The sequence below is a fragment of the Streptomyces sp. NPDC104106 genome (assembly GCF_055584345.1).
On sequence record NZ_JBVJMF010000008.1, the window covers coordinates 187,871 to 211,159 of the forward strand.

Annotated in this window: 19 protein-coding genes and 1 pseudogene; 5 read left to right on the top strand and 15 right to left on the bottom strand. The window is 71.4% G+C overall.

Going from position 1 to position 23,289, the window contains the following annotated elements; all coding sequences use genetic code 11:
• Positions 1-263 precede the first annotated feature (263 nt).
• The gene (locus tag ACZ60X_RS20850) at positions 264-926 is read left to right on the top strand and encodes a bifunctional DNA primase/polymerase (protein ID WP_469600402.1); all 663 of its coding nucleotides are present in this window, start codon (positions 264-266) and stop codon (positions 924-926) included.
• Between the two features lie 92 nt (positions 927-1,018).
• Here the strand turns inward: ACZ60X_RS20850 and ftsY are convergent, their stop codons facing one another.
• A complete protein-coding gene (gene ftsY, locus ACZ60X_RS20855; protein ID WP_469600405.1) occupies positions 1,019-2,224 on the bottom strand; it encodes a signal recognition particle-docking protein FtsY in 1,206 nt (401 codons plus the stop codon).
• Positions 2,225-2,394: 170 nt separating this feature from the next.
• Here ftsY and ACZ60X_RS20860 point away from each other — a divergent pair, with 170 nt between their 5' ends.
• Complete coding sequence (locus tag ACZ60X_RS20860) at positions 2,395-3,846, top strand: cytosine permease (RefSeq protein ID WP_469600407.1); 1,452 nt, start codon at positions 2,395-2,397, stop codon at positions 3,844-3,846.
• A 317-nt stretch (positions 3,847-4,163) separates the two neighbouring features.
• A complete protein-coding gene (locus tag ACZ60X_RS20865) occupies positions 4,164-5,135 on the top strand; it encodes an LLM class flavin-dependent oxidoreductase (RefSeq protein ID WP_469600410.1) in 972 nt (323 codons plus the stop codon).
• A 134-nt stretch (positions 5,136-5,269) separates the two neighbouring features.
• On the opposite strand, the gene ACZ60X_RS20870 is transcribed toward ACZ60X_RS20865, so the two are convergent.
• The 4 genes from ACZ60X_RS20870 to ACZ60X_RS20885 form a co-directional block, all read right to left on the bottom strand.
• The gene (locus tag ACZ60X_RS20870) at positions 5,270-6,688 is read right to left on the bottom strand and encodes a sugar porter family MFS transporter (RefSeq protein ID WP_469600414.1); all 1,419 of its coding nucleotides are present in this window, start codon (positions 6,686-6,688) and stop codon (positions 5,270-5,272) included.
• Positions 6,689-6,951: 263 nt separating this feature from the next.
• Positions 6,952-10,557 (bottom strand): chromosome segregation protein SMC, encoded by a 3,606-nt coding sequence (gene smc / locus ACZ60X_RS20875; RefSeq protein ID WP_469600417.1) that lies wholly within the window; start codon positions 10,555-10,557, stop codon positions 6,952-6,954.
• 245 nt (positions 10,558-10,802) lie between these two features.
• Positions 10,803-11,006, bottom strand: coding sequence for a hypothetical protein (locus ACZ60X_RS20880; protein ID WP_023546484.1), 204 nt, complete (start codon positions 11,004-11,006; stop codon positions 10,803-10,805).
• Positions 11,007-11,389: 383 nt separating this feature from the next.
• The gene (locus ACZ60X_RS20885; RefSeq protein ID WP_469600420.1) at positions 11,390-11,671 is read right to left on the bottom strand and encodes an acylphosphatase; all 282 of its coding nucleotides are present in this window, start codon (positions 11,669-11,671) and stop codon (positions 11,390-11,392) included.
• Positions 11,672-11,853: 182 nt separating this feature from the next.
• On the opposite strand from ACZ60X_RS20885, the gene ACZ60X_RS20890 reads away from it, so the two are divergent.
• Positions 11,854-13,242 (top strand): CAP domain-containing protein, encoded by a 1,389-nt coding sequence (locus ACZ60X_RS20890; protein WP_469600422.1) that lies wholly within the window; start codon positions 11,854-11,856, stop codon positions 13,240-13,242.
• Positions 13,243-13,254: 12 nt separating this feature from the next.
• Here the strand turns inward: ACZ60X_RS20890 and ACZ60X_RS20895 are convergent, their stop codons facing one another.
• A complete protein-coding gene (locus ACZ60X_RS20895) occupies positions 13,255-13,734 on the bottom strand; it encodes a GNAT family N-acetyltransferase (protein WP_469600425.1) in 480 nt (159 codons plus the stop codon).
• 55 nt (positions 13,735-13,789) lie between these two features.
• Complete coding sequence (locus ACZ60X_RS20900; protein WP_469600427.1) at positions 13,790-14,374, bottom strand: flavodoxin family protein; 585 nt, start codon at positions 14,372-14,374, stop codon at positions 13,790-13,792.
• Positions 14,375-14,502: 128 nt separating this feature from the next.
• Between ACZ60X_RS20900 and ACZ60X_RS20905 the strand changes: the two genes are divergently transcribed.
• The gene (locus ACZ60X_RS20905; RefSeq protein WP_469600430.1) at positions 14,503-14,904 is read left to right on the top strand and encodes a winged helix-turn-helix transcriptional regulator; all 402 of its coding nucleotides are present in this window, start codon (positions 14,503-14,505) and stop codon (positions 14,902-14,904) included.
• Here the strand turns inward: ACZ60X_RS20905 and mutM are convergent.
• From mutM to ACZ60X_RS20945, 8 genes and pseudogenes are all read right to left on the bottom strand, one after another.
• Positions 14,877-15,737: a bifunctional DNA-formamidopyrimidine glycosylase/DNA-(apurinic or apyrimidinic site) lyase gene (gene mutM / locus ACZ60X_RS20910; protein WP_469600434.1), complete on the bottom strand. Its 861-nt coding sequence runs from the start codon at positions 15,735-15,737 to the stop codon at positions 14,877-14,879. The two genes, ACZ60X_RS20905 and mutM, sit on opposite strands and share 28 nt — an antisense overlap.
• Before the next feature lie 102 nt (positions 15,738-15,839).
• Positions 15,840-16,679, bottom strand: a complete 840-nt coding sequence (gene rnc, locus ACZ60X_RS20915) for a ribonuclease III (RefSeq protein ID WP_469600436.1) — start codon at positions 16,677-16,679, stop codon at positions 15,840-15,842.
• 8 nt (positions 16,680-16,687) lie between these two features.
• Positions 16,688-16,861 carry a 50S ribosomal protein L32 gene (gene rpmF, locus ACZ60X_RS20920; RefSeq protein ID WP_003951102.1) on the bottom strand — a complete coding sequence of 58 codons (174 nt, stop codon included), beginning with the start codon at positions 16,859-16,861 and terminating at the stop codon, positions 16,688-16,690.
• A gap of 2 nt (positions 16,862-16,863) precedes the next feature.
• On the bottom strand, positions 16,864-17,508 hold the full coding sequence (locus ACZ60X_RS20925; RefSeq protein WP_469600748.1) for a YceD family protein: 645 nt from the start codon (positions 17,506-17,508) through the stop codon (positions 16,864-16,866).
• 132 nt (positions 17,509-17,640) lie between these two features.
• A complete protein-coding gene (locus ACZ60X_RS20930) occupies positions 17,641-18,765 on the bottom strand; it encodes an ATP synthase F0 subunit B (protein WP_469600438.1) in 1,125 nt (374 codons plus the stop codon).
• Positions 18,766-18,822: 57 nt separating this feature from the next.
• On the bottom strand, positions 18,823-19,302 hold the full coding sequence (coaD, locus tag ACZ60X_RS20935; protein ID WP_469600750.1) for a pantetheine-phosphate adenylyltransferase: 480 nt from the start codon (positions 19,300-19,302) through the stop codon (positions 18,823-18,825).
• A 26-nt stretch (positions 19,303-19,328) separates the two neighbouring features.
• Positions 19,329-19,925 (bottom strand): annotated as a pseudogene (rsmD, locus tag ACZ60X_RS20940) (16S rRNA (guanine(966)-N(2))-methyltransferase RsmD); the annotation flags it as partial.
• Positions 19,926-20,001: 76 nt separating this feature from the next.
• On the bottom strand, positions 20,002-23,244 hold the full coding sequence (locus ACZ60X_RS20945) for a helicase-related protein (protein WP_469600441.1): 3,243 nt from the start codon (positions 23,242-23,244) through the stop codon (positions 20,002-20,004).
• Positions 23,245-23,289 lie beyond the last annotated feature (45 nt).

Genomic DNA, 23,289 nt, shown 5'->3' on the forward strand with positions numbered 1-23,289 from the left:
ATCGCCACCATTCGCCACCCCTTCGAATGAACTCGCGATCCCCAGAACACGATTCACTTGACATAGGACGGCCGGAAGTGGGCGGAGTGAAGCATGCCGGGGGCGCACATGCCCTGCTGCGCCACCTCGAGCGCTTCCAGGCGCTGCCTTGACCTCGCGCTTGATCGACGGCCGGGGCGGGAAGGCGGAGGCTTGACGTCACGTTCCGCTTTCGTCCCGTTCCGTGTCGTAACCACCGGCGCGCCGGACCCGTTGGAGGGGGCATGGGCTTCACGATCGGCGGCATCCGCGAGATCCGTTCCGGCGCGCGCCGGCGCGGCCGGTCCTCGGAGTGCACGGCCGTCGCCGAGTTCACGGGACTGTGGGGCTGGGACGTGGTGCCGGGCGCGCGGGCCGCGGCGGGCGCCTGCTCCTGCGGGCGTGCCGACTGCCCGGCACCGGGGGCCCATCCACTGGACTTCGCACCCCAGGTGCCCGCCGGGGCGACGCTGGACGAGGTGAGCAAGGCCTGGTCGGAGTTCCCGGGCGCGGCCGTCATGCTGCCGGTGGGCCAGGCCTTCGACGTCATCGAGGTCTCCGAGGCGGCCGGCCGGCGCGCCCTGGCCCGGCTGGAGCGCATGGGACTCCCGCTCGGCCCCGTGGCCGCGACCCCCGACGGCCGCGCCCACTTCTTCGTCGCGCCCGGCGCCGCCGCCGACCTGCCCCGGCTGCTCTACCGCATGGGCTGGGACGACCCCTCGGCCCTGGACCTGCGCGGTCTCGGCCCCGGTACGGCCATCACGGCGCCGCCCTCCGACCGGGGCGGCCTGGGCCCGGTGCGCTGGCTGCGCCCGCCGGCGCTGGACTCGGCGACGGCCCCTCCGGCGGCCCGGCTGGTGCTGGGCACGCTGGCGTATGTCGCGCACCGGTCGCGGGCACGGGCGTAGCAGTTCCTCCCCCGCGCACAAGGCGAAGCGCCCGCCCCCCACTGCACCTTGGGGTCGGGCGCTTCTCGCGGCACGGCGGACGTCGTGTGCGGTCAGTCGCCGATCAGCGCGTCCACGAACGCCTCCGGCTCGAACGGCGCCAGGTCGTCCGCGCCCTCGCCGAGTCCGACGAGCTTGACCGGCACGCCCAGCTCGCGCTGGACGGCGACGACGATGCCGCCCTTGGCGGTGCCGTCGAGCTTGGTCAGCACGATGCCGGTGATGTCCACGACCTCGGCGAAGACCCGGGCCTGGACGAGGCCGTTCTGGCCGGTGGTGGCGTCGAGGACCAGGAGCACCTCGTCGAGCGGCGCGTGCTTCTCCACGACCCGCTTGACCTTGCCCAGCTCGTCCATGAGGCCGGTCTTGGTGTGCAGACGGCCGGCGGTGTCGATGAGGACCACGTCGACCCCCATCTCCTTGCCCTCCTTGACCGCGTCGAAGGCCACGGAGGCGGGGTCGCCGCCCTCGGGGCCGCGCACGGTGTAGGCGCCGACGCGCTCACCCCAGGTCTGGAGCTGGTCGGCGGCGGCGGCGCGGAAGGTGTCGGCGGCGCCGAGGACGACGCTGCGGCCGTCGGCGACGAGCACGCGCGCGAGCTTTCCGGTGGTGGTGGTCTTGCCGGTGCCGTTGACGCCGACGACCATCACGATGCCGGGCTTGCGGTCCTCGGGTTCGGTCCTGACCGTGCGGTCGACCTCGGTGCCGACGAGCTTGAGCAGCTCCTCGCGCAGCAGGCCGCGCAGTTCCTCGGGGGTGCGGGTGCCGAGGACCTTCACGCGCTCGCGCAGGCCCTCGACCAGTTCCTGGGTGGGCTGCACGCCGACATCGGCGGTGAGCAGCGTGTCCTCGATCTCCTCCCAGGTCTCCTCGTCCAGGTGCTCGCGCGACAGGAGCGTGAGCAGGCCCTTGCCGAGGGCGTTCTGGGAGCGGGACAGGCGGGCGCGCAGCCGGATGAGCCGGCCCGCGGTGGGCTCCGGGATCTCGATCTCGGGGGCCTCGACGGCGGCAGGGGGCTCCTCCACGGCGACCGGTGCGGGGCCGCCGGGGAGATCCACCTCCTCAATGGTCCGGCGCGGTTCGTCGCGCGGTGTCTCGGCCTCGTCGCCGACGTGCGGCTCGGCCGGGGGCGCGGTGATGTCGGGCGTCTTCGGGGGCGGCGGAGGCAGCGGCTTGCGGCGCCGGGTGCCCACGATCAGCCCGCCGAGCGCGCCGAGCACGACCACGGCGATGACTACAGCAAGGATGACGGTTTCCATAACGGCTCCAGTATCAGCCATGGGTCGCGGCGGGACCCCGTTTGTGGCTTCCTCCCAGAGACAAACGCCACATACGGCGTGGAGTCGGAGCAAAGTACGATGGTGGCGACTCCATTGACGCGCGTAGAGTCCCGACCGTTCCCCTTCCCCCCATGGCAGGCCCCTTTTCCATGAGCAAAACCGTCGAGACCGAAGGCGCTCTCGAGACCCGAGGCATCGAGCAGGTCCCGGATCACGAGCGCACCGCGAAGACCCGTGAGCTGTTCCCGACCTGGGTCGGCGCCAACATCAGCGTGCTGCTGCTGACGATGGGCGCGAGCCTCGTCGTGGCCTACCACCTGGACATCTGGCAGGCGCTCGTGGTCGCGGCGGCGGCGCCGATCGTGTCGTACGGCCTGGTCGGCCTGATCGGCATCGCGGGCAAGCGGGGCGGTGCGCCCGGCATGGCGCTGTCGCGCGCGGTGTTCGGCCAGCGCGGCAATCTGCTGCCCGGTTCACTGATCTGGGTCGCGCGCTGGGGCTGGGAGACGATCAACGCGGTCACCGGCGCCTACGCGATGCTCACCATCCTGGACATCCTGTTCGGCATCAAGGCCAACAGCGTGCTGGACATGGTGACGCTGCTGGTGTTCGTGGTGGCCACCTTCGCGATCTCGGGCCTCGGCATCAACGCCGTGCAGAAGTGCAACAAGTACGCGACCTACCTCTTCGGCGTCTTCTCGGTGCTCGTCCTCGTCTACCTGGTGGCGAACACGGACTGGTCGAAGGTGCTGCACCACGGCGGCGGCTCCACGGCCGCGGTGATCACCGGTGTCGGCATGATCGCGGCGGGCGGTGTCAGCTGGATCCCGACCGCGCCGGACTTCACCCGCTACCTGCCGCGCACGGCGTCCTCGAAGGCGATCGTCGGTACGGCGGTGGGCGGCGCCGGCATCGTCGTGCTGCCCATGGTCCTGATGGGCGCGGTGATGGCGGTCTCCACGCCGGACCTGGCCTCGGCGACCGACCCGGTGTCCTTCCTCGGCGAGATCCTGCCGACCTGGATCGCGGTTCCGTACCTGTGCATCGCGCTGATCGGCATGCTGCTGATCAACTCGATGTCGATGTACTCGGCGGGCTTCACCGCGCAGACCCTCGGCTTCAAGGTGCCCCGGCACTGGGCCGTCTCCGTCAACGCGGTGATCTCGCTGGCCTTCGGCGGGGTGCTGATGCTGGTGGCGACGAGCTTCATGGGATCGTTCATCGCCTTCCTCTCCCTGCTCGCGGTGGCCTTCTCCGCGTGGGTCGGCGTGTTCGGCGCGGACATGCTGCGCCGTACCGAGTACGACGGCCGGGCGATGGCCGACACGACCCGCACCAGCGCCTACTGGTACAAGGGCGGCTTCTCCCCCGCGGCCGTGGCCGCCTGGGCGATCGGCCTGGTCGCCGGCCTGATGTTCACCACCTCGGACTGGTTCACCGGCCCGCTCGCGAAGAACAACGTGATCGGCCAGTACGGCCTCGGCTGGGTCGCCACGATCGTGATCTCGGGCCTGCTGTACCTGGTTCTGCCGAAGCCTGCGGCGGCGAAGCCGGTACCGGCCGCCGAGCCCGCCGGGGAACGCGCGACCGTCGGCGTCTGACGCCTCTCAGCCCGGCCGGCCGCTCTGCTGCAGGGCCGCGCTCGCCCGGAACCGGAGGCGTGAGCAGCGGTCCTTCGCCTCCTGGCCGGCATCGTCCGGACAGCAGCAGTGGCCGGCGAGCCACCGCAGGTCCTCCGGCACGAGCCACAGGGCGATCCGGCCCCGCTCGGACTCCGCCCGGGGACCGGTGGGTGCGGATTCGGCTCTGGATCCGGTCTCGGTCGTCCCGCGAGCCTGCCTCCGCCCGCCCATGGCCATCTGACGCCACGTCAGCTAGCGTCCCCCTCCACCGCATCGCACCGGAGGGGGACTTTTCCATGCCCGTCACGGTCGTCCGTTTCAACCTCGTCGCCCCGGGCGCCACGCCCGCCGCCCTCAGCGCCCGGTACCGGGCCGCCGTGGAGATGGCCGCCTACGCCGACGAGCACGGGATCAGCTCCGTGCAGACCGAGGAGCACCACGGCGCCGGGAACAACTGGCTGCCGTCGCCGTTCGTCTTCGCGGGCGCGGTGTTCGGCGCGACGCGGAACATCGCGGTGACCGTGTCGGCGGTGATCGGTCCGCTGCACGACCCGCTGCGGCTGGCCGAGGAGATCGCCGTACTGGATCTGCTGAGCGGTGGGCGACTGGTGACGGTGGCCGGGATCGGCTACCGGCCCGAGGAGTACGCCCTGTTCGGCGTGGACTTCACGCGCCGGGGCGGGCTCCAGGACGAGTTGCTGCGGACCCTGCTGGCGGCCTGGTCCGGCGAGGAGTTCACGTACCGGGGCCGTACGGTACGGCTCACCCCGCGCCCGTTCACCGAGCCGCACCCGCTGCTGCTGGTCGGCGGCTCCTCGAAGGCCGCGGCCCGCCGGGCCGCCCGGCTGGGCCTGCCGTTCTTCCCGAGCGCGCACCTGCCGGAGCTGGAGGCGTACTACAAGGAGAAGCTCACCGAGTACGGCACGCAGGGCTGGGTCATGATGCCCGGGCCGCAGACGCCCCTGCTGCACCTGGCCGAGGACCCGGACCGGGCGTGGGCCCGGTACGGCGAGCACTTCCTGCACGAGGCGCGGACGTACGCCTCCTGGCAGTCGGGGCGGATCCGCTCGGCGGTGCGGTCGGCGGCCACGACGGTGGCGGAGCTGCGCGCGGAGGGCGTGTACCGCGTCCTCACGCCGGAGCAGTGCCTGGCGCAGGGGCTGGACAACCTCGTCCTGCATCCGCTGGCGGGCGGGATGCCGGTGGACGAGGGGTGGCGCAGCCTCCGGCTGTTCGCGCAGCGGGTGCTGCCCGCGCTCGGCGGCTGACCCGGTACGCGGGTACGACACCGCCGCCCCCGCTCCGGGCAGTGGCCGGGGCGGGGGCGGCGGATGGTACGAGGAGAGGGGCAGCGGGGACTTGGCCCCTTCTCCTCGGTCCGGGAGGGCGTCCTCGGGGAGGATCAGCCCATCTCTTCCAGCGCCTTGCCCTTCGTCTCCTTGACGAACTTCAGGACGAACGGGATGGAGAGCGCCGCGAAGACGGTGTAGATCACGTACGTGCCGGACAGGTTCCAGTCGGCCAGCGACGGGAAGCTCGCGGTGATGGCCCAGTTGGCGATCCACTGCGCGGAGGCGGCCACGCCCAGGGCGGCGGCGCGGATCTTGTTGGGGAACATCTCGCCGAGGAAGACCCAGACCACCACGCCCCACGACAGGGCGAAGAAGAGCACGAACAGGTGGGCGGCGATCAGGGCGATCCAGCCCTGGGTGCTCGGCAGCTTGCCGTCGACCAGGTGGTAGCTGAACGCCCAGGCCTCCAGCGCGAGGCCGACGACCATGCCGACCGAGCCGATCAGGGCGAGCGGCTTGCGGCCGATGCGGTCCACGAAGATCATCGCGATCACGGTGCCGATGATGTTGATGATCGACGTCGTGAAGGAGTAGAAGAACGAGTCCGTCGGGTTGATGCCGACCGACTGCCACAGCGTCGAGGAGTAGTAGAACGCGACGTTGATGCCGACGAACTGCTGGAAGACCGACAGGCCGATACCGATCCAGACGATCGGCTTGAAGAAGAAGCCGCCGCCGAGCAGGTCCTTGAAGGTGGACTTGTGCTCGCTCCTCATCGCGTGCTCGATCTCGGCGACGCGGGCGTCCAGGTCGGTGTCCTTGCCCTCGACCTCGGCGAGGATCCCCTTGGCGCGCTCACGCTTGCCGACGGAGAGCAGGAAGCGGGGGGACTCGGGGATCGCGAAGGAGAGCAGGCCGTACAGGACGGCGGGGACGACCATCACGCCGAGCATGACCTGCCAGGCCTCCAGGCCCATCAGGTGGCCGCGCTGGTTGCCGCCCGCCGCGTTGAGCAGACCCCAGTTGACCAGCTGCGAGATGGCGATGCCGATGACGATCGCCGCCTGCTGGAAGGAGCCGAGCCGGCCGCGGTAGGCGGGCGGGGCGACCTCGGCGATGTAGGCGGGGCCGATGACGGAGGCCATGCCGATGGCGAAGCCGCCGACGATGCGCCACAGGGCGAAGTCCCACAGCGCGAAGGGCAGCGCCGAGCCGATGGCGCTCACCGTGAACAGGACGGCGGCGATCTGCATGACACGGATGCGGCCGATCCGGTCGGCTATGCGGCCGGCGTAGGCGGCGCCGACGGCACAGCCGATCAGTGCGATCGCGATGACCTGGGCGAGGGCGGCGGAGCCGATGTCGTAGCGGCTGCGGATGGCCTCGACCGCGCCGTTGATCACGGAGCTGTCGTAGCCGAAGAGGAAGCCGCCCATGGCGGCAGCCGCCGCGATGAAGATGACGTGCCCGAGGTGATCGGGATGAGCCGTTCCGGCTCCTGACTGAGGTGCCTGCGCTGTGCTGGTCACGTGAATCTCCTCGGGCCACGGCAACGCTGCCGGGTGGGGGCGAGCCCTTCCAGGTGTCCGGATCTCTGGGTTCCAGTGGCGCATACGTTCACGCCGCTTACACCTGAAGGTAAAAGCAACGTTGCAGAGACTATGCCTTCAAGTTTCGAAGTCAATAGTTCAACGGCTGTGAGTTTTCAGATATGCCCGCTCACCTCCTGTTCAAGAAGTGAACACGAGGTGAGTTGATCTCTGAATGGATCTTGAAGCGGTCGGGGCAGCCGCTACCGCAGCCGCTGGGAGATGACCTTCGACACCCCGTCGCCCTGCATCGACACGCCGTAGAGCGCGTCGGCGACCTCCATCGTGCGCTTCTGGTGGGTGATCACGATCAGCTGCGAGGCCTCCTGCAGCTCCTGCATGATCCGGATCAGCCGCTGCAGGTTCGTGTCGTCGAGCGCGGCCTCGACCTCGTCCATGACGTAGAAGGGGCTCGGCCGGGCCTTGAAGATCGACACCAGCAGCGCGACCGCCGTCAGCGAGCGCTCGCCGCCGGACAGCAGGGAGAGCCGCTTGACCTTCTTGCCCGGCGGCCGGGCCTCGACGTCGACACCGGTAGCGAGCATGTTGTCCGCGTCGGTCAGGATCAGCCGCCCCTCACCGCCCGGGAAGAGCCGGCTGAAGACGCCCTCGAACTCGCGGGCGGTGTCCCGGTAGGCCTCGGTGAAGACCTGCTCGACGCGCTCGTCGACCTCCTTCACCACCTGCAGCAGATCGGCGCGGGTCTTCTTCAGGTCCTCCAGCTGCTCGCTGAGGAACTTGTGCCGCTCCTCCAGCGCCGCGAACTCCTCCAGCGCCAGCGGGTTGACCTTGCCCAGCTGCTGGTAGGCCCGCTCGGCCGCCTTGAGCCGCCGCTCCTGCTCGGCCCGGTGGAAGGGCCGGGGCTGGTTGCGCGGATGCTCCGGGTCCTCGGGCAGCACCTCGCCGTCGGCGGGGGGCGAGGGCGGCACGGGCAGATGCGGCCCGTACTCCGCCACCAGTCCCGCCGGCTCGACACCCAGCTCCTCCAGCGCCTTGGTCTCCAGCTGCTCTATCCGCAGCCGCTTCTCGGCGCCGAGTACCTCGCCGCGGTGCACCGAATCCGTCAACTTGTCGAGTTCCGACTTCAGTTCGCGGCCTGCGGTGCGCGCGGCGGTCAGCTCCTGCTCGCGCCGCGCCTTCGCCGCCTCGGCGGCGGAGCGTTCCCGCTCGGCGCGGGCGAGGGACACCTCGATGTGGGCGAGCAGCTGGCGGGCGCCGGAGGCGACGGCCCCGGCGACGGCCGCCTCGTGCCGCAGCCGGGCACGAAGCCGCTCGGCACGCGCGCGTGCCTCGCGCTCGGCGCGGGCGGCGCGGTCGAGCGAGTCGGCCCGCCCGGCGAGCCCCTTGACCCGCTCCTCGTGGGTGCGGACCTGGAGCCGGGCCTCCATCTCGGTCTGCCGCGCGTTGGCGCCGTCGGCGGCGAGCCGGTCGCGCACCGAGGTGTCGGGCTCCTCCGCACCGTCCTCCCCGAAAGGGGCTTCCTCCTCGGCGACGGCCAGCCGCTCGGCCAGCTCCTCCGCCTCCTGTACGGCCTTGTCCAGCGCCTCCTGCGCACGCGCGGCAGCGGCGGCGGACCGCTCGGCCTCCCCGGCGGCACCGCGCGCCTGCCCGGCGAGCCGGCCGAGCTGCTGGGCGACGGCCGACTTCTCCCGGTCGGCGGCCCGGCGCCGCTCGCCGAGTTCCTCCACGAGGGCGGCGGCCTCGGTGCGCCGCCCGGCCGCCGCCCGCTGCGCCTCGGTCAGCTCCGCGCAGCGCAGCGCCAGCTCGGCCAGCTCGGCGGCGGCCTCGTCGACGGAGGCCTGCACCTCCAGCAGACTGGGCGCGCCCGCGGAGCCGCCGTGGGCGAAGTGGGCGCTGAGGAGGTCGCCCTCGGCGGTGACGGCGGTGAGGTGAGGGTGGGCGTAGACCAGGTCTTCGGCGTCTTCGAGGGTGCCGACGACGACGATGCCCCGCAGGAGGCGGTGGACGGCGGGCATGAGATCGGCGGGGCCGCGCACGAGTCGCTCGGCGGGGAGGGCCGTGGCGGGGAGGGCCGTGGCGGGGAGGTCTGCCTCCGCGGGCGCGTCGGGGGCGGCGGCGCCGTTGCCCGCGTCCCCCGCCGGCAGCAGTGCCGCCCGGCCTCCGTCCTGCTTGCGCAGCAGGCGGATCGCCTCGGCCGCCGCCGCCGGGGTGGATACGGCGATCGCGTCCGCCGCCGCGCCGAACGCCGCGGCGAGGGGGATCTCGTAGCCCGGCGTGACGGTCAGGAGTTCCGCCGCCGGCCCGAGGACGCCCGTCAGGCGGTCGCGGGCGCCCAGCAGTATGCCGGTGCCGTCCTTGCGGCGCAGCCCCAGGGCCAATGCCTCCCGGCGGGCCTGGGTCGCGGCGCGGCGGCGTTCGGCCGCGGTGAGTGCCTCGCGGGCCGTGCTCAGGGCGGTGTCCGCCTCGGCCAGTCGCCGCTTGGCCGCCTCGTGCTGCTCGGCGAGGTCCGCGTCGCCGGCGTCGAGGCCGTCCACCTCGGCCTTGAGGGCTTCGTACTCCTGCTGCGCGGCGACCGCCCGCTCCCGCGCCTCGTCGCGGGCCGCCGCCAGCCGGTCGATCTCGGCCTGGGCGGAGGCCGCGCGTGAGCGGGCCGCGTTGACCTGGCCGGACAGCCGGGCCAGGCCCTCCCGGCGGTCGGCGATGGCGCGGGCCACGTCCTTCAGCCGGCGTTCCTCGACGGCCAGTTCCCGCTCCAGCTCGGCGCGGTGGGCGACCGTGTCGTCCAGGGCGTGCTGGGCCGCGTCCAGGGCGGCCTCCAGCTCGGCCTCCTGCTCGCGGACGCGGGCGGCCTCGCGCTCCAGGTCCTCGGGGTCGCGCCCGCGCCGCTCCTCGGGCGGCGCGGACGTCGCGCTCTTCACGCGCGCGTCGGCCAGCGAGACCGTGCCGCGCACGCGCTCGGCCAGCTGCGACAGCTCGTACCAGCTCTGCTGGGTGCGCTGCAGGCGGGGCGCGAGCTGCCGTACCTCGTCCTCCAGGAGGGCCTCGCGCTGCAGGGCCTTCCTGAGGTCCTGTTCTGCGGCCTCCTTGCGCTCCTTCAGCGCCGCCTCGTCGGCGATCTCGGTCTTGAGGGCCTCGCGGAGGCGTACGAGGTCGTCGGCGAGCAGGCGCAGCCGGGCGTCACGCAGGTCCGCCTGGATGACGGCCGCGCGGCGCGCCACCGCCGCCTGGCGGCCGAGTGGCTTGAGCTGGCGGCGCAGTTCGTCCGTCAGGTCCTGCACGCGCGCGAGGTTGGCCTGCATCGCGTCCAGCTTGCGCAGCGCCTTCTCCTTGCGCTTGCGGTGCTTGAGGACGCCGGCCGCCTCTTCGATGAAGGCGCGGCGGCCCATGGGGTCGGCGTGCAGGACGGAGTCGAGCTGGCCCTGGCCGACGATGACGTGCATCTCGCGGCCGATGCCGGAGTCCGACAGGAGTTCCTGGATGTCGAGGAGCCGACAGGTGTCACCGTTGATCTGGTACTCGCTGCCGCCGTTGCGGAACATGATCCGCGTGATGGTGACCTCGGCGTACTCGATCGGGAGGGCGCCGTCGCTGTTGTCGATGGTCAGCGACACCTCGGCGCGGCCCAGCGGCGGGCGGCCGGTGGTGCCGGCGAAGATGACGTCCTCCATCTTGCCGCCGCGCAGCGACTTGGCGCCCTGTTCGCCCATGACCCAGCTGAGCGCGTCCACGACATTGGACTTGCCCGAGCCGTTCGGTCCGACGACACACGTGATGCCCGGTTCGAACCGGAGTGTGGTCGCCGAGGCGAACGACTTGAACCCACGGAGGGTCAGGGCCTTGAGGTGCACGCCGCCGGACTCTACCGGGCGCCGCTGTCTCGCTCCATGAACCCTCCGGGCCGCGCGGTTTCGCCGGTGAACATGCAGGGCACACCGTACGTTGAAGAGGGTGAAAGGATGCGGGGGAAAAGAACGAAGGGACGCCGAAGCGTCCCTTGCAACTCTGAGACGGCTGGGTCGCAGCCGTCCGATCAACTGAGCGGTTGATACGGCAGCCCGATCACTGCGACTGCTGTCGTGGAGCGATGCAGTAATCAGGTGAGCGCAGGCTCCGCCTGGTGTGCGTCGATGCTCTCCATGATCCTGTCCTGAGAGGCGGCAGCCGTCAGCGCGTCGTTCTCCGCCTGGATCCGTACCAGCTCGGACTCCAGGTCCTGCACGCGCTGCTGCAACCGTCGCATCTCGGCGAGGAGTCGAGGGTCGGAGCCGCCGACGTAACCGAGAAGCGCCTTTGCCATGATGGATGGTCCTCCACACTGAGTGACCGACCGATGCGGTGTGGGTCGTGAGGGATTCGCACCCGCGGTGCTTGGCACATCCGGGTGTTGCTCTGCTGTTGCTTCATGCCAAACAGCTAAGGTGCGCGGGGCTTTCAGCGTCTCACCAAAAAGTTTGACGGTCAACACGATCACGCCCCGTATTGGTGGGCGAACCGGGGGCACGCGGCCGGGAAATCGGCGGCGCGGCGACTCTTCCGGTGCCTCGGGGCGTGTCGATCAGTCGTAGCAGGGGAGCCTGCCATGCCGGGCTCTTCTTGGCAACCACCAGGCCGTTTCCGCTTTCCGCGCACGCCCCCGGCGGCTCCCCGTACGCCCACTCGTGCGACACCGCGTGCCCCGGGTCAGCGAATGGCGAAGCCGTCGTAGCCGCCGCGGGGTGTGTCCCAGATCTCGGTGACGCCCTCCACACGCCCGGGCGTGTCGCTGCCCAGGAGCCAGTCGAGCAGCCCCTCGCAGCCCTCGCGCGGCCCTTCCGCGACCACCTGGACCCGGCCGTCGGCCAAATTGAGAGCAAAACCACTCAGGCCGCCGATCTCCAGCGCCTTGGCTCGCGTGAACCAGCGGAATCCCACGCCCTGCACGTGTCCACGCACCCAGGCGACCAGCCGTACATCCTCGCTCATGGGTGCAACCTAACCGGCCGATGTCGTGCGGAACACATCGCCGTCGGGCGCCATGGGGTAGCGTCCGCACCCGATGAATCTCATATGAAACTCACTCGATCGAGTGAAGTCGGGTTGGCCAGAGGGAGGCGCTCGCCACCAGCCGCCGGGTCGCCCGCGAGGACGAGGAAGAGGGCAAGGACATGGGACGGCACCGACGCTCCGCCGCCGGCCGCGCCGCCACGGGCCGCGCCGCGGGGGGTACGCAGACGAGCGGCTCCGCCGCCGGGAGCGACGGGCCGCAGGTCCCGCACCCCCGGGACGCGCACATACCGGACTCCCCGCAGCGAGGCACGTACCTGCGGGGCTCGTACGTCGTGCAGCGCCCGCAGCCGCAGGACCCGTACCCGCAGGACCCGGCCTCGCAGACCCCGTACCCCGAGGACCCGCCGCCGCGCGGCTCGTACGTGCAGGGTTCGTACCTGCAGGGCTCGTACGTGCGGTCCTCCTCGGCGGACTCCTCCCCCGGTGACCCGCGGCCGCGGGACCCGTACGCGCTGGACGTCTACCGGGATGACCGGGCACCCCGGGGCATAGCGCCGTACCTGAACCCCGAGGCGTACTCCACGGCGTACACCGACGGGGACACCAGGGCGCACGCCTATCTCTTCGCCGACGACGACAGCCCGGGCTACCCCCGCGCGGGCGGCGGCTTCACCCCGTCCGGCGACGCCCCCGGCCACCGGCGCCGCAGGAAGGGCGGCCGGCCGGTGCGGGCGGGGCTCCTCGGTACGGCCGCGGCCCTCGCGCTCGGCACGGCGGCCGTGGCCACCGGTGTGGTGCCGGGCCTGGAGCACTACCGGCTCGGCGGCGGCACGGACACCACCGGCGGCGAGCGGGTGCAGGCGGCGGACGTGCCGAGCGACACGGCGACCGAGCAGGGCGGGATGTCGGGCAGCGCGGGCGTCCGCGAGGGCGGCTCCGGCGCCGACCGGACCGCCACCCGCCCGGGGTCCCCGAGCCCGTCGGCCTCCGCGTCCGCCTCCACGTCCCCCACCGCCTCCCCCTCGGCGTCGGCCTCCCCGACGCCCACCCCGCCGAAGTCCGCGTCCGCGAAGCCGGCGCCCGCGGACACCGCCTCGCAGCCGCCGGGCACCCCGTCGGGTACGGCGGGCAGGGCGCCCGCGGCGGGCGTCGCGCCGGTGTCGGCGCAGGCCACCGCCGCCGAGGCCGAGGTGCTCAAACTCGTCAACGAGGAGCGCGCGAAGGTCGGGTGCACCCCGCTGGCGGCGAACTCCTCGCTGACCAAGCTGGCCGAGGTGTTCAGCGACGACATGGCCGCGCGGGGCTTCTTCGACCACACCGACCCGGACGGCAAGTCGCCGTGGGACCGGGCTGCGGCTGCCGGGATCAGCAACCTGGGCGGCGAGAACATAGCCCGCGGCCAGGCGGACGCGGCGGCCGTGATGCAGGCCTGGATGAACAGCCCCGGCCACAAGGCCAACATCCTGAACTGCGACTTCAAGACCCTCGGTGTCGGCGTCCACTTCGGTTCGGGCGGCCCCTGGTGGACGCAGGACTTCGGGTACTGACGCCGCGGGGCGTCACAGTGCGCGCCGGTACGTCAGTGCGGGGCGGCCGCTGAGCCGCGTCTCGCCTACGACGGTGAAGCCGGTGCGGGCGAGCACGGCCCGCGAGGCCGCGTTCTCAAGCCTGCTGGCGGCCCTCAGGGCGGTGAGTCCGTACCGCTCGGCGGCCAGGGCGCACACCTCCCGCACGGCCCAGGTGGCGAGTCCCCGTCCGGCCGCGCGCTCGGCGACGCGGTAGCCGAGGGCGGCTTCGCCGTCCGCCACGTCCACGAGGTTGACCCGCCCGAGCACCTCGCCGTCGGCGCCGGTCACCACGTGGAAGTAGCAGATGCCCGCTTCCTGCTCGGCGAGCAGGGCGTGCAGTCGCTCGGTGAACCGGGCGAAGTAGTCCTCGCCCCGGTCCGGGACCGACGCGGCGAAGTACGCCCGGTTCTGCCGCTCGAAGACGAGGAGCGCGGCGGCGTGGTCCGGGTGGAGCAGACACAGCTCGGGCATGCCGGGACTGTAGGCGCCCCGGCATGCCCGCGTCCCCCGGTTTTTTCCGCGGACGTCAGGCGGCGGCCCGGCCCAGCGCGAACGCCCGCGCGGTCTGCGCCACCCGGCGGCCCAGGTGTTCGGCGGTGGCCGTGTCCGCCTTGTGGACGCCCTCGGGGCCCTGGTCGTTGTTGCTCTGCGCGGCGGCGCCGGAGAAGAAGCCGAGGCGGTTGAGGTCGTTCTCCGAGGCGGTGCTGGCGTTCCAGCCGGGCAGCAGGCCGAGGTTCACCCAGGTCATGCCGTGCTGGGCGGCGAGGGTCTGGAAGAACTGCAGGGTGTGCAGCTTGTCGCCGCTCTTGGAGGCCGAGTTGGTGAAGCCGGCCGCCAGCTTGTCCTGCCAGGCGCGGGTGAACCACCGGTTCGAGGTGCCCTCGGCGAAGACGTGGAAGGCGCCCGAGGCGGTGCCCATGTAGGTGGGCGAGCCGAAGACGATCGCGTCGGAGCGGTCCAGCGTCTCCCACTGCTCGTCGGTGATCTCGTCGACCTTGATCAGGTGCACCTCGGCACCCGCGTCGGCGGCACCGGCGCGGACGGCCTCGGCGAGGACGGCGGTGTGGCCGAAGCCGGAGTGGTAGGCGATGGAAACGACAGGGGTGGTCACAGAAGACTCCTCGATCGGACGGCCCTTGGAAAGCGAGTGAGCAGCTCAAAAGCAGTGACCTCAGGAAAGCACTAACTTCCAGTTAGTGCAACCTCGCGGTTAGCGCTGCGCGGGCGTACCCTTGTGCCATGACCGCCACCACCCCGGACCAGGACCTCGACAACCTCGCGTACGACGTCTTCGCCAAGGCCTGCCCGTCGCGCGGCACGCTGGAGCACGTCACCGGCCGCTGGGGCGGGCTGACGCTCGGCGCGCTGTACGAGGGGTCGCTGCGCTTCAACGAGCTGCGCCGCCGGGTCGACGGGGTGAGCGAGAAGATGCTGTCCCAGACGCTGCACGCGCTGGAGCGCGACGGGCTGGTGCACCGCGAGGCGCAGCCGACGAACCCGCCGCGCGTCGACTACGAACTGACTCCCCTGGGCCGCCAGGTGGCCGAGCGGCTGCTGGCGCTCATCCACTGCGTGGAGGGTGCGATGGACGACGTCCTCGCGGCCCGCGCGCGTTACGACGAGACGCGCGGCGCCCTCTGACACGTCGGGCAGAAGTAGCTGGACCGGTTCATCCACGGCCGGCGGCGGATCGGCGTACCGCAGCGCTTGCACGGCTCGTCCTCACGGCCGTACGCGTCCAGGGACCGGTCGAAGTAGCCCGACTCGCCGTTGACGTTGACGTACAGGCTGTCGAAGCTGGTGCCGCCGACGGCGAGCGCCGCGTTCATCACGTCGCGGATGTGGCGGAGCAGTTCCGCCGTGACCGGGCGGGTGAAGTTCGCCGTCGGGCGCTCGTAGTGGATGCGGGAGCGCCACAGCGCCTCGTCCGCGTAGATGTTGCCGACGCCGCTGATCAGCGACTGGTCCAGCAGCGCCCGCTTGATGGTGGTGCGCTTGCGGCGCAGCGCCTGGTGGAAGGCCTCGTCGTCGAACACTTCGTCGAGGGGGTCACGGGCGATGTGCGCGATGACGTCGGGCAGCCCCTCGGGGGTGTTGTCGTGCAACGACAACCCGCCGAAGGTGCGCTGGTCCACGAAGCGCAGTTCCGTGCCGAGGGAGTCGGCGAACCGGACGCGGATCCGCAGGTGCTTCTCGTCCGGCACCTCGTGCGGCTGCACCAGCAGCTGGCCGCTCATGCCGAGGTGGGCGAGGACCGACTGGTTCGTCTCCTCCAGCGGCAGCCACAGGTACTTGCCGCGCCGGCGGGGGGCGGCGATGTGCCGGCCCTTGAGCCGGTGCGTGAAGTCGTCGGCGCCCGCGAGGTGCCGGCGTACGGCGCGCGGGTGCAGCACCTCGGCATCGGCGACGGTGCGGTGGGCGACCCAGCGCTCAAGACCGCGCCGGACGACCTCGACCTCGGGCAACTCGGGCATCAGGACCCCCGTACGGAGCGCTCGTGCGGCGCGGCGGTGGATGAGCCGAGCGCCCACCCCCGGTGGATCCCGGCGGGGGCGGGCGCTCGGTGCTGCTGTGGGTCAGGCGGGAGCGGAGGACGCCTCGTCGTTCTCGACGGCCTCGTCGGCCGTCTCCTTGACGGGCTCCTTGGCCACCTTGGCGCGCTCGTCCGCCGCGGCCCGGATGGACCGCCAGGCGGACTCGGCGGCCTGCTGCTCCGCCTCCTTCTTGCTGCGGCCGGTGCCGGTGCCGTACGAGACGCCTCCGACGCGGGCGGCAGCAGTGAAGGTCTTCTCGTGGTCGGGGCCGGTCTCCGTGACCAGGTACTCGGGCACGCCGAGCCCCTCGATCGCGGTCAGCTCCTGGAGACTGGTCTTCCAGTCCAGGCCGGCACCGAGGTTGGAGGACTTCTCGATCAGCGGGTCGAAGAGCCGGTGGACCAGCTCGGACGCCGCGTCGAGGCCCTGGTCGAGGTAGACCGCGCCGATCACCGCTTCCAGGGTGTCGGCGAGAATGGACGCCTTGTCCCGGCCGCCTGTGCCCTCTTCACCACGGCCGAGCCGGATGAAGGCGCCCAGGTCGAGGCCACGGCCGACCTCCGCCAGCGCACGCGAGTTGACCACCGCGGCCCGCAGCTTGGCCAGCTGGCCTTCGGGCAGGTCGGGGTGGGTGCGGTACAGCGTGTCCGTCACGACGAGGCCGAGCACGGAGTCCCCGAGGAACTCCAGCCGCTCGTTCGTCGGCAGACCGCCGTTCTCGTACGCGTAGGAACGGTGGGTCAGCGCGCGCACCAGAAGGGCGGACTCGAGCTGGTAGCCGAGCCGCCCTTCCAGAAGCGTGTGGGACGAGGCCTGGTTGTCCGCCGGGCCCCCGCTCGCGCGGGAGGAGTTCTTCTTGGGCGTGGACACAGTGCCTCTCACCAGCCCGCTCAGACTTCGAGGACCTGGCGCTTGTTGTAGGTGCCGCAAGACGGGCACGCGATGTGCTGCTGCTTGGGCTCGTGGCAGCGCTCGCACGCAACCAGGGTGGGGACCGCAGCCTTCCACTGCGACCGGCGGTGGCGCGTGTTGCTGCGCGACATCTTCCGCTTCGGAACAGCCACGGCTACTTCTCCTGCTTCTCGTCGACGCCCGCTTCGGCGCCGCTCATCTCGTCCTTCTCGCCGTCTTCGAGTGAACCGGCGAGTCCCTGCAAAGCCGCCCAACGGATGTCGACGGCGTCGTGGTGGTGGTCCGGGTCGTCCGCGAGCCGCGCTCCGCACTCGGAACACAGGCCCGGACAGTCTTCCTGGCACACCGGCTGCATCGGCAGTGCGAGCACCACCGCGTCACGCAGCAGAGGTTCGAGGTCGAAGAGTCCGTCCTCGAGGAAGAACCTGTCCTCGTCGTCCTCGGCGTCGTCGCCCGGTTCCGCGATCACGCGGCCCCGGTCGTCGGCGTCAGGGTACGAGAACAGCTCCTGGAAGTCCGCTTCGAGCTGCTGCTCGACCGGCTCCAGACACCTTACGCACTCCCCCGCGGCCCGTGCACGGGCGGTGCCTGTGACGAGCACCCCTTCCATGACCGACTCAAGGCGGAGTTCGAGCTCCAGCGGGGCGCCTTCCGGCACTCCGATGACTCCCTGGATGCCGAGATCCGCGGGGGCGTCGATCGTGCGGGTCAGGCGCTGGAGCGCGCCAGGACGCCGCCCCAGCTCGTGTGTGTCGAACACGAGAGGCTTGCGGTGGTCGAGGCGGGCGTTGGGAGCCATTCCTGCTTTCGATCTTCGAACTCGAAGGGACGCCACCCGTCGGTGTTCCCGGGCAGCGGTGATCGCCGACATACGCGCGACCGAAGAGCCAGGATACTGGACCTTTCGCTCTCGGCCCAATTGGGTGCCTTCCTACAGGCCCCGGCCCTGTTCGTACGCCCGCAGCTGCTCCGCGCTGATCATGCTCGTGTCGAAGAGGCTGGTCTCGTCCAGCGCATAGCCCTGGTGCTGGGGCTGCTGTTGCTGATGGGCCTGCTGAGGGTCGTAGGCGGCCCGCTGGGGGTCGTAGGCGCCCTGCTGGGGGTCGTACGGGTTCTGGGTGGGGGCCCCTCCTGTTTGAGCGTAGTTGAAGGCGGGGGAGTAAGGGTCGGCCTGCTGGTAGCCGTACGAGTCCTGCTGGCCGTAGGCCGGCTGCTGCGGGAAGCCGCCGTAGGGGTCCGGCTGCTGCTGGTCGTAGGCGTAGGCCGGCTGCGGCTCGTACGACGGCTGCCGCGGGGTCTGCGCGGGCCGGTCCGGGCGCTCGGCCGGGGCGTCCCGCTCGGCGAGGGCCGCGAGGTCGGCGAGGTAGTCGGCGTCGCTGGAGTGCTGGAAGGTCGTGGTGTCGTCGGCGAGGGCGCCGAGGTCGTCCGTGGCGGTCCGGCCGTGCAGCTTCTGCCGGCCGCGGCCGACGGCCTCCAGGGTCTTGGCGAGGACCGCCTCGAAGGCGCCCAGCTTGGCGTCGACGTAGGCGTCGGCGTTGTGGCGCAGGGTCTCGGGGTCCTGGCTGCGCTCGGGGGCGTCCTCGTCCTCGTAGCCGTGCTCGTCCAGGCCGGGGCCGGTGCCGAGCAGCTTCTCGCGGCCGCGGCCGACCGAGCCGAGGGTCTTGGTGAGGACGACCTCGAAGTTGGCGAGCTTGGAGTCGACGTAGTCGTCGGCCTCGGCGCGGACCTCCTCGGCCTCCTGGCGGGCCTCGGCGAGGATCCGGTCGGCCTCGGCCTGGGAGCGGCGGGCGATCTCGGTGTCGGAGATCAGCGAGCCGCGTTCGGCGTGCGCGCTCTCGATGATCCGCTCGGCCTCCATGCGGGCCTGCTCGACCATCTGCTCACGGTCGCCGATCACCTCCTGTGCCTGCGCGAGGGAGCCGGGCAGCGCCTGGCGCACCTCCTCCAGCATCGCGAGCAGCTCGGCGCGGTTGATCACGCAGGACGCCGACATGGGCATGGCCCGGGCGCCGGCGACCGCGGAGACGATCTCGTCGAGCTTCTTCTGCACGTCCACCTGTGCTCGCCACTCTCTACAGCCGGGTTGGAGACGGACGGGACGACTGTAGCCCCATCAGTCCTTGCGCAGACGCTTGTTGAGGGCCTGAAGGACCGGGGCGGGCACCAGGTGGGAGACGTCGCCGCCCCAGGCCGCGACCTCCTTCACCAGGGAGGAGGACAGGAAGCTGTAGGTGGGGTTGGTGGGCACGAAGAGCGTTTCGACGCCGGTGAGGCCGTTGTTCATCTGGGCCATCTGCAGTTCGTAGTCGAAGTCGCTGACGGCACGCAGGCCCTTGACGATGGCGGGGATGTCGCGCTGCTTGCAGAAGTCGACGAGGAGGCCGTGGAAGGCCTCGACCCGGACGTTGGCGTAGTCGGCGGTGACCTCGCGGATCAGCTCGATCCGCTCGTCGATCTCGAACAGGCCCTTCTTGGCCTTGTTGATCATCACCGCGACGTACACCTCGTCGTACAGCCGGGAGGCGCGGGCAATGATGTCGAGATGTCCGTTGGTGATCGGGTCGAACGACCCGGGACAGACGGCGCGGCGCACTTGTGATCCCTCGCTCTCCGGTCCGGTCATCGTGCGTCTTCGCACGTAGAGGCGGCGCGACCGTACCAAAACGTTCCCTCGCCGTAGCGACGGGACCTCAGTGGTGCGAATCCGTCGGGCCAGCGGAATTCCCCGCCTCTGGTGCTGCGCTCCACGGTGACGAGGGCTTCTTCGGTGAGCCAGCGTTCCGAGCGGAGTGTGAGCAGAATCTCGCGAAGATCGTCGTCCGTGACGGCGTACGGGGGGTCGAGGAAGACCAGGTCGTACGGCTCGGCGGGCGGTGCGCTTCTGATGACTTGTTCCGCTTTGCCCGCGCGGACCTCGGCGCCGGGCAGGCCGAGGTTTCTCACGTTCTCCCTGACGGTGCGGGCCGCTCGGGCGTCCGCTTCGACCAGGAGTGTGTGGCTCGCGCCCCGGGAGAGCGCCTCCAGGCCCACGGCGCCCGAGCCGGCGTAGAGGTCGAGGACGCGTTCGCCGTCCAGGGGGCCGCCGAGCAGGGACTGCCAGGTGGAGAAGAGACCTTCGCGTGCGCGGTCCGAGGTGGGGCGGGTGCCGGTCCCCGGCGGGACTGCGAGGCGACGTCCGCCGGCTGCGCCGGCGATCACGCGGGTCATGGGGAGGTCCTTCTGCGTGGGCGGCTTTACGGTTCATTGTGGCCGCTCGCGCCCGCGAACTCTCAACTTCGTCCGGGCAGGGCCCTCATCCCTTGTCCAGGTACTGCTCCCTCTCCTCGTCCAGCAGGGCGTCCAGCGCCGTGCGCAGGCCCGGGAGACTGGCCAGCTCCGGATCCGCCGCCACCAGCGCCGTCGCCTCCTGCCTCGCCTCCGCGATGACCTCCTCGTCCTCGATGACGGCGAGGACGCGCAGGGAGGAGCGGGCGCCGGACTGGGCCTGGCCGAGGACGTCGCCCTCGCGGCGCTGTTCGAGGTCGATGCGGGAGAGTTCGAAGCCGTCGAGGGTGGCGGCGACCGCGTTCAGGCGCTGTCGGGCCGCGCTGGCCTCGGGCATCTCGGTGACCAGCAGGCACAGGCCGGGGGCCGAGCCGCGGCCGACACGGCCGCGGAGCTGGTGCAGCTGGGAGACGCCGAAGCGGTCGGCGTCCATGATGACCATGGCCGTCGCGTTGGGGACGTTGACGCCGACCTCGATGACCGTGGTGGCGACCAGGACGTCGGTCTCGCCGGCCGCGAAGCGGCGCATGACGGCGTCCTTGTCGTCGGGGTGCATACGGCCGTGCAGCACCTCCACCGTGAGGCCCTGGAGGGGGCCCTTGCCCAGCTGGCCGGCCACGTCCAGCACGGCCAGCGGCGGGCGCTTCTCCGCCTCGTCCTCCGGGGACTTCTGCTTGCCCGCCTTCTGGGGACCGGCCGCCTCCTCGATGTCGTCGCCGATGCGGGGGCAGACGACGTAGGCCTGGTGGCCGTTCGCCACCTCCTCGCGGATCCGCTCCCAGGCGCGGGCCAGGAAGTGGGGCTTGTCGGCGGCGGGGACGACATGGGTGGCGATGGGCGAGCGGCCGGCCGGGAGCTGGTCGAGGACCGACGTCTCCAGGTCGCCGAAGACGGTCATGGCGACCGTGCGCGGGATCGGCGTCGCGGTCATGACGAGGAGGTGGGGCGGCTGCTTCCCCTTGCCGCGCAGGGCGTCGCGCTGCTCGACGCCGAACCGGTGCTGTTCGTCCACCACGACCAGGCCCAGGTCGTGGAACTGGACCTTGTCCTCGATGAGCGCGTGCGTGCCGATGACGATGCCGGCCTCGCCCGTGACGAGGTCGAGCAGGGCCTGGCGGCGGGCGGCGGCGCCCATGGAGCCGGTGAGCAGCACGACCTTGGTGGCCCGCTCGGCGCCGCCCAGCATGCCCGGCTCGGCCAGCTCGCCCATCATCTCCGTGATCGACCGGTGGTGCTGCTGGGCGAGGACCTCGGTGGGCGCGAGCATGGCCGCCTGTCCGCCCGCGTCGACCACGGCGAGCATGGCGCGCAGGGCCACCATCGTGTTGTGAGTCACCGTGAAGTGATCGGTGACGTAGGCGTGAGCGGGGTGGGCGACGCTGATGCACTGGACCGGCTTGCGGCCCACGTGCTCCACGGAGCGGATGCCACGGCGGAAGGTGTGGTCCTTCGGCCGCGGGCGTACGCGTTCGGCCTTGCGGGTGAGCCGGAACGGGGGGCAGCCGTCGGGCAGCGCCACGGAGACGTCGAAGGCGGCTTTCCCGGGCAGTACACGTGCCTGGCCCCCCAGGGAACGGACAAGCCAGGCCACGTCGTCCGCCAACGTCCGCGATGCCGGGCACACGGACATGCTCGTGCCGTCGTGGTCCACCGTGCCGCCGGTGTCCATGAGTCCCTGCAGGAGGGCGAGGCGGTTCTTGATCGAGGTGTTCTTGTACCGCTCGGGGACGAACGTGTCGTGGGACGTCAGTCCCCACAGGCCCAGCTCGCGGAGGGTCCGCATGACGGGATGACGCGCGGCGCCCGAGCGGTGGGCCGGCTGAATCGTGTAGTCGCACCGCGAACCGGTCACGGGAACGAGGCGGCACTCCGCAGACACCAGAGCCGCCAACGCGTCGCGGAGTTCCGCGTCGACGGTCGAGAAGCGCAGATCGTGCCGGAACGAGCCGGCACCCAGCAGGAGTCCGAGCAGATAGGGGTCCAGGGGGAGCCCGGAGTCGTCACCGAGGTCCACGGGGGCTGCCGCCGGGATGTACCACTTCGACGATCCGTCGGGCTTCAACAGGTCGTGCCGGATTTCCCGCGTGGTGAGGACGTCGGGGGGCTGACCGCGGTCGGGACCACAGCTCGTGCCGACGATCCAGAGGTGTTCGTCATCGCATTCCACCGAACTTCCGTCGGAGAGCACCATGCGCCAGACGTCTCGGTCGCCTTGGGGAAACACCCCGTCGATCACAGCCCTCTCGCCGGCCGGCACGATGACCTCGTCGCCCACCTCCAGGTCGCCCATCCGCCGAAAACCGCCAGGCGTGAGCACGAGCGAGTCCAGTGGCTGGGCTTTCCCGCTGCCGACCTCGCCCTGGAGCAGGCGGTGCATCGGGTGTTCCGTTCCGAGGTCGTCGAAGATCTCGCGGGAGACCTTCTGCTGGCCCTCGGTGAGGGTGAAGGGGAGGCGGTCGTCGAAGGCCGCGAGGACCCCGTCGGGGCCGGGGACGCGGGCAACGGCCGGGAGCTGGGTGTCCGTGTGACGGCGGCGGGCCAGGGCCACCTGGAGGACGAAGGCCTCGTCCCACTTCAGGCGGGCGCGGGCGTCGGCGATGTCCTGCTTGGTGTGCGGGCGGTGGATCTTGAGCAGGGCCTCGGGGAGGGGGAGGAGGGCGCGGCCCGCACGGAGGGACGGCGGCAGCGGGTCGACGGCCTCCTGGGCGGTCGGCAGCACCGTCTGGACCGCCTTGCCGATCTTCCAGGACTCCAGTTTGGCCGTGGCCGGGTAGATCGGGATCAGGGCGCCGGCCCAGGCCTCGACCGTCTCGTCACCGTCACCGCGCAGCAACTCGTAGGCGGGGTGGGCGAGTTGGAGGCGCCGGTTGAAGACGGAGACCTTGCCTGCGAACATCGCGCGGGTGCCCGGCAGCAGCTCCTTGTGCGGCTTGTGCACGCCGTTGCCGAAGAAGACCAGCTGGAGCCGGCCGCTGCCGTCGGTGATCGTGACCTCCAGGCGCTGGCCCTTGCCGCGCGGGGCCTTGGCGGAGGCGAAGCTGTGCAGCCGGGCGTCGGCGACCTGGGCGACCACCGTGACGTGCTCGTCCATCGGGAGGTCGGCGAGGTGGGTGAGCTGGCCGCGCTCCTCGTATCTGCGCGGGTAGTGGTGGAGCAGGTCGCCGACGGTGTGCAGGCCGAGGTGCTCGGCCATCACCTTCGCGGTGGCGGGGCCGAGCACTGACTTCAGGGGCTGCTTCAGTGGTTCTTCCAGTGCGGGCACGAGATCCATTGCACACCACGGCACCGACAATGCCGTAAATGTCTTGGGAAAGTC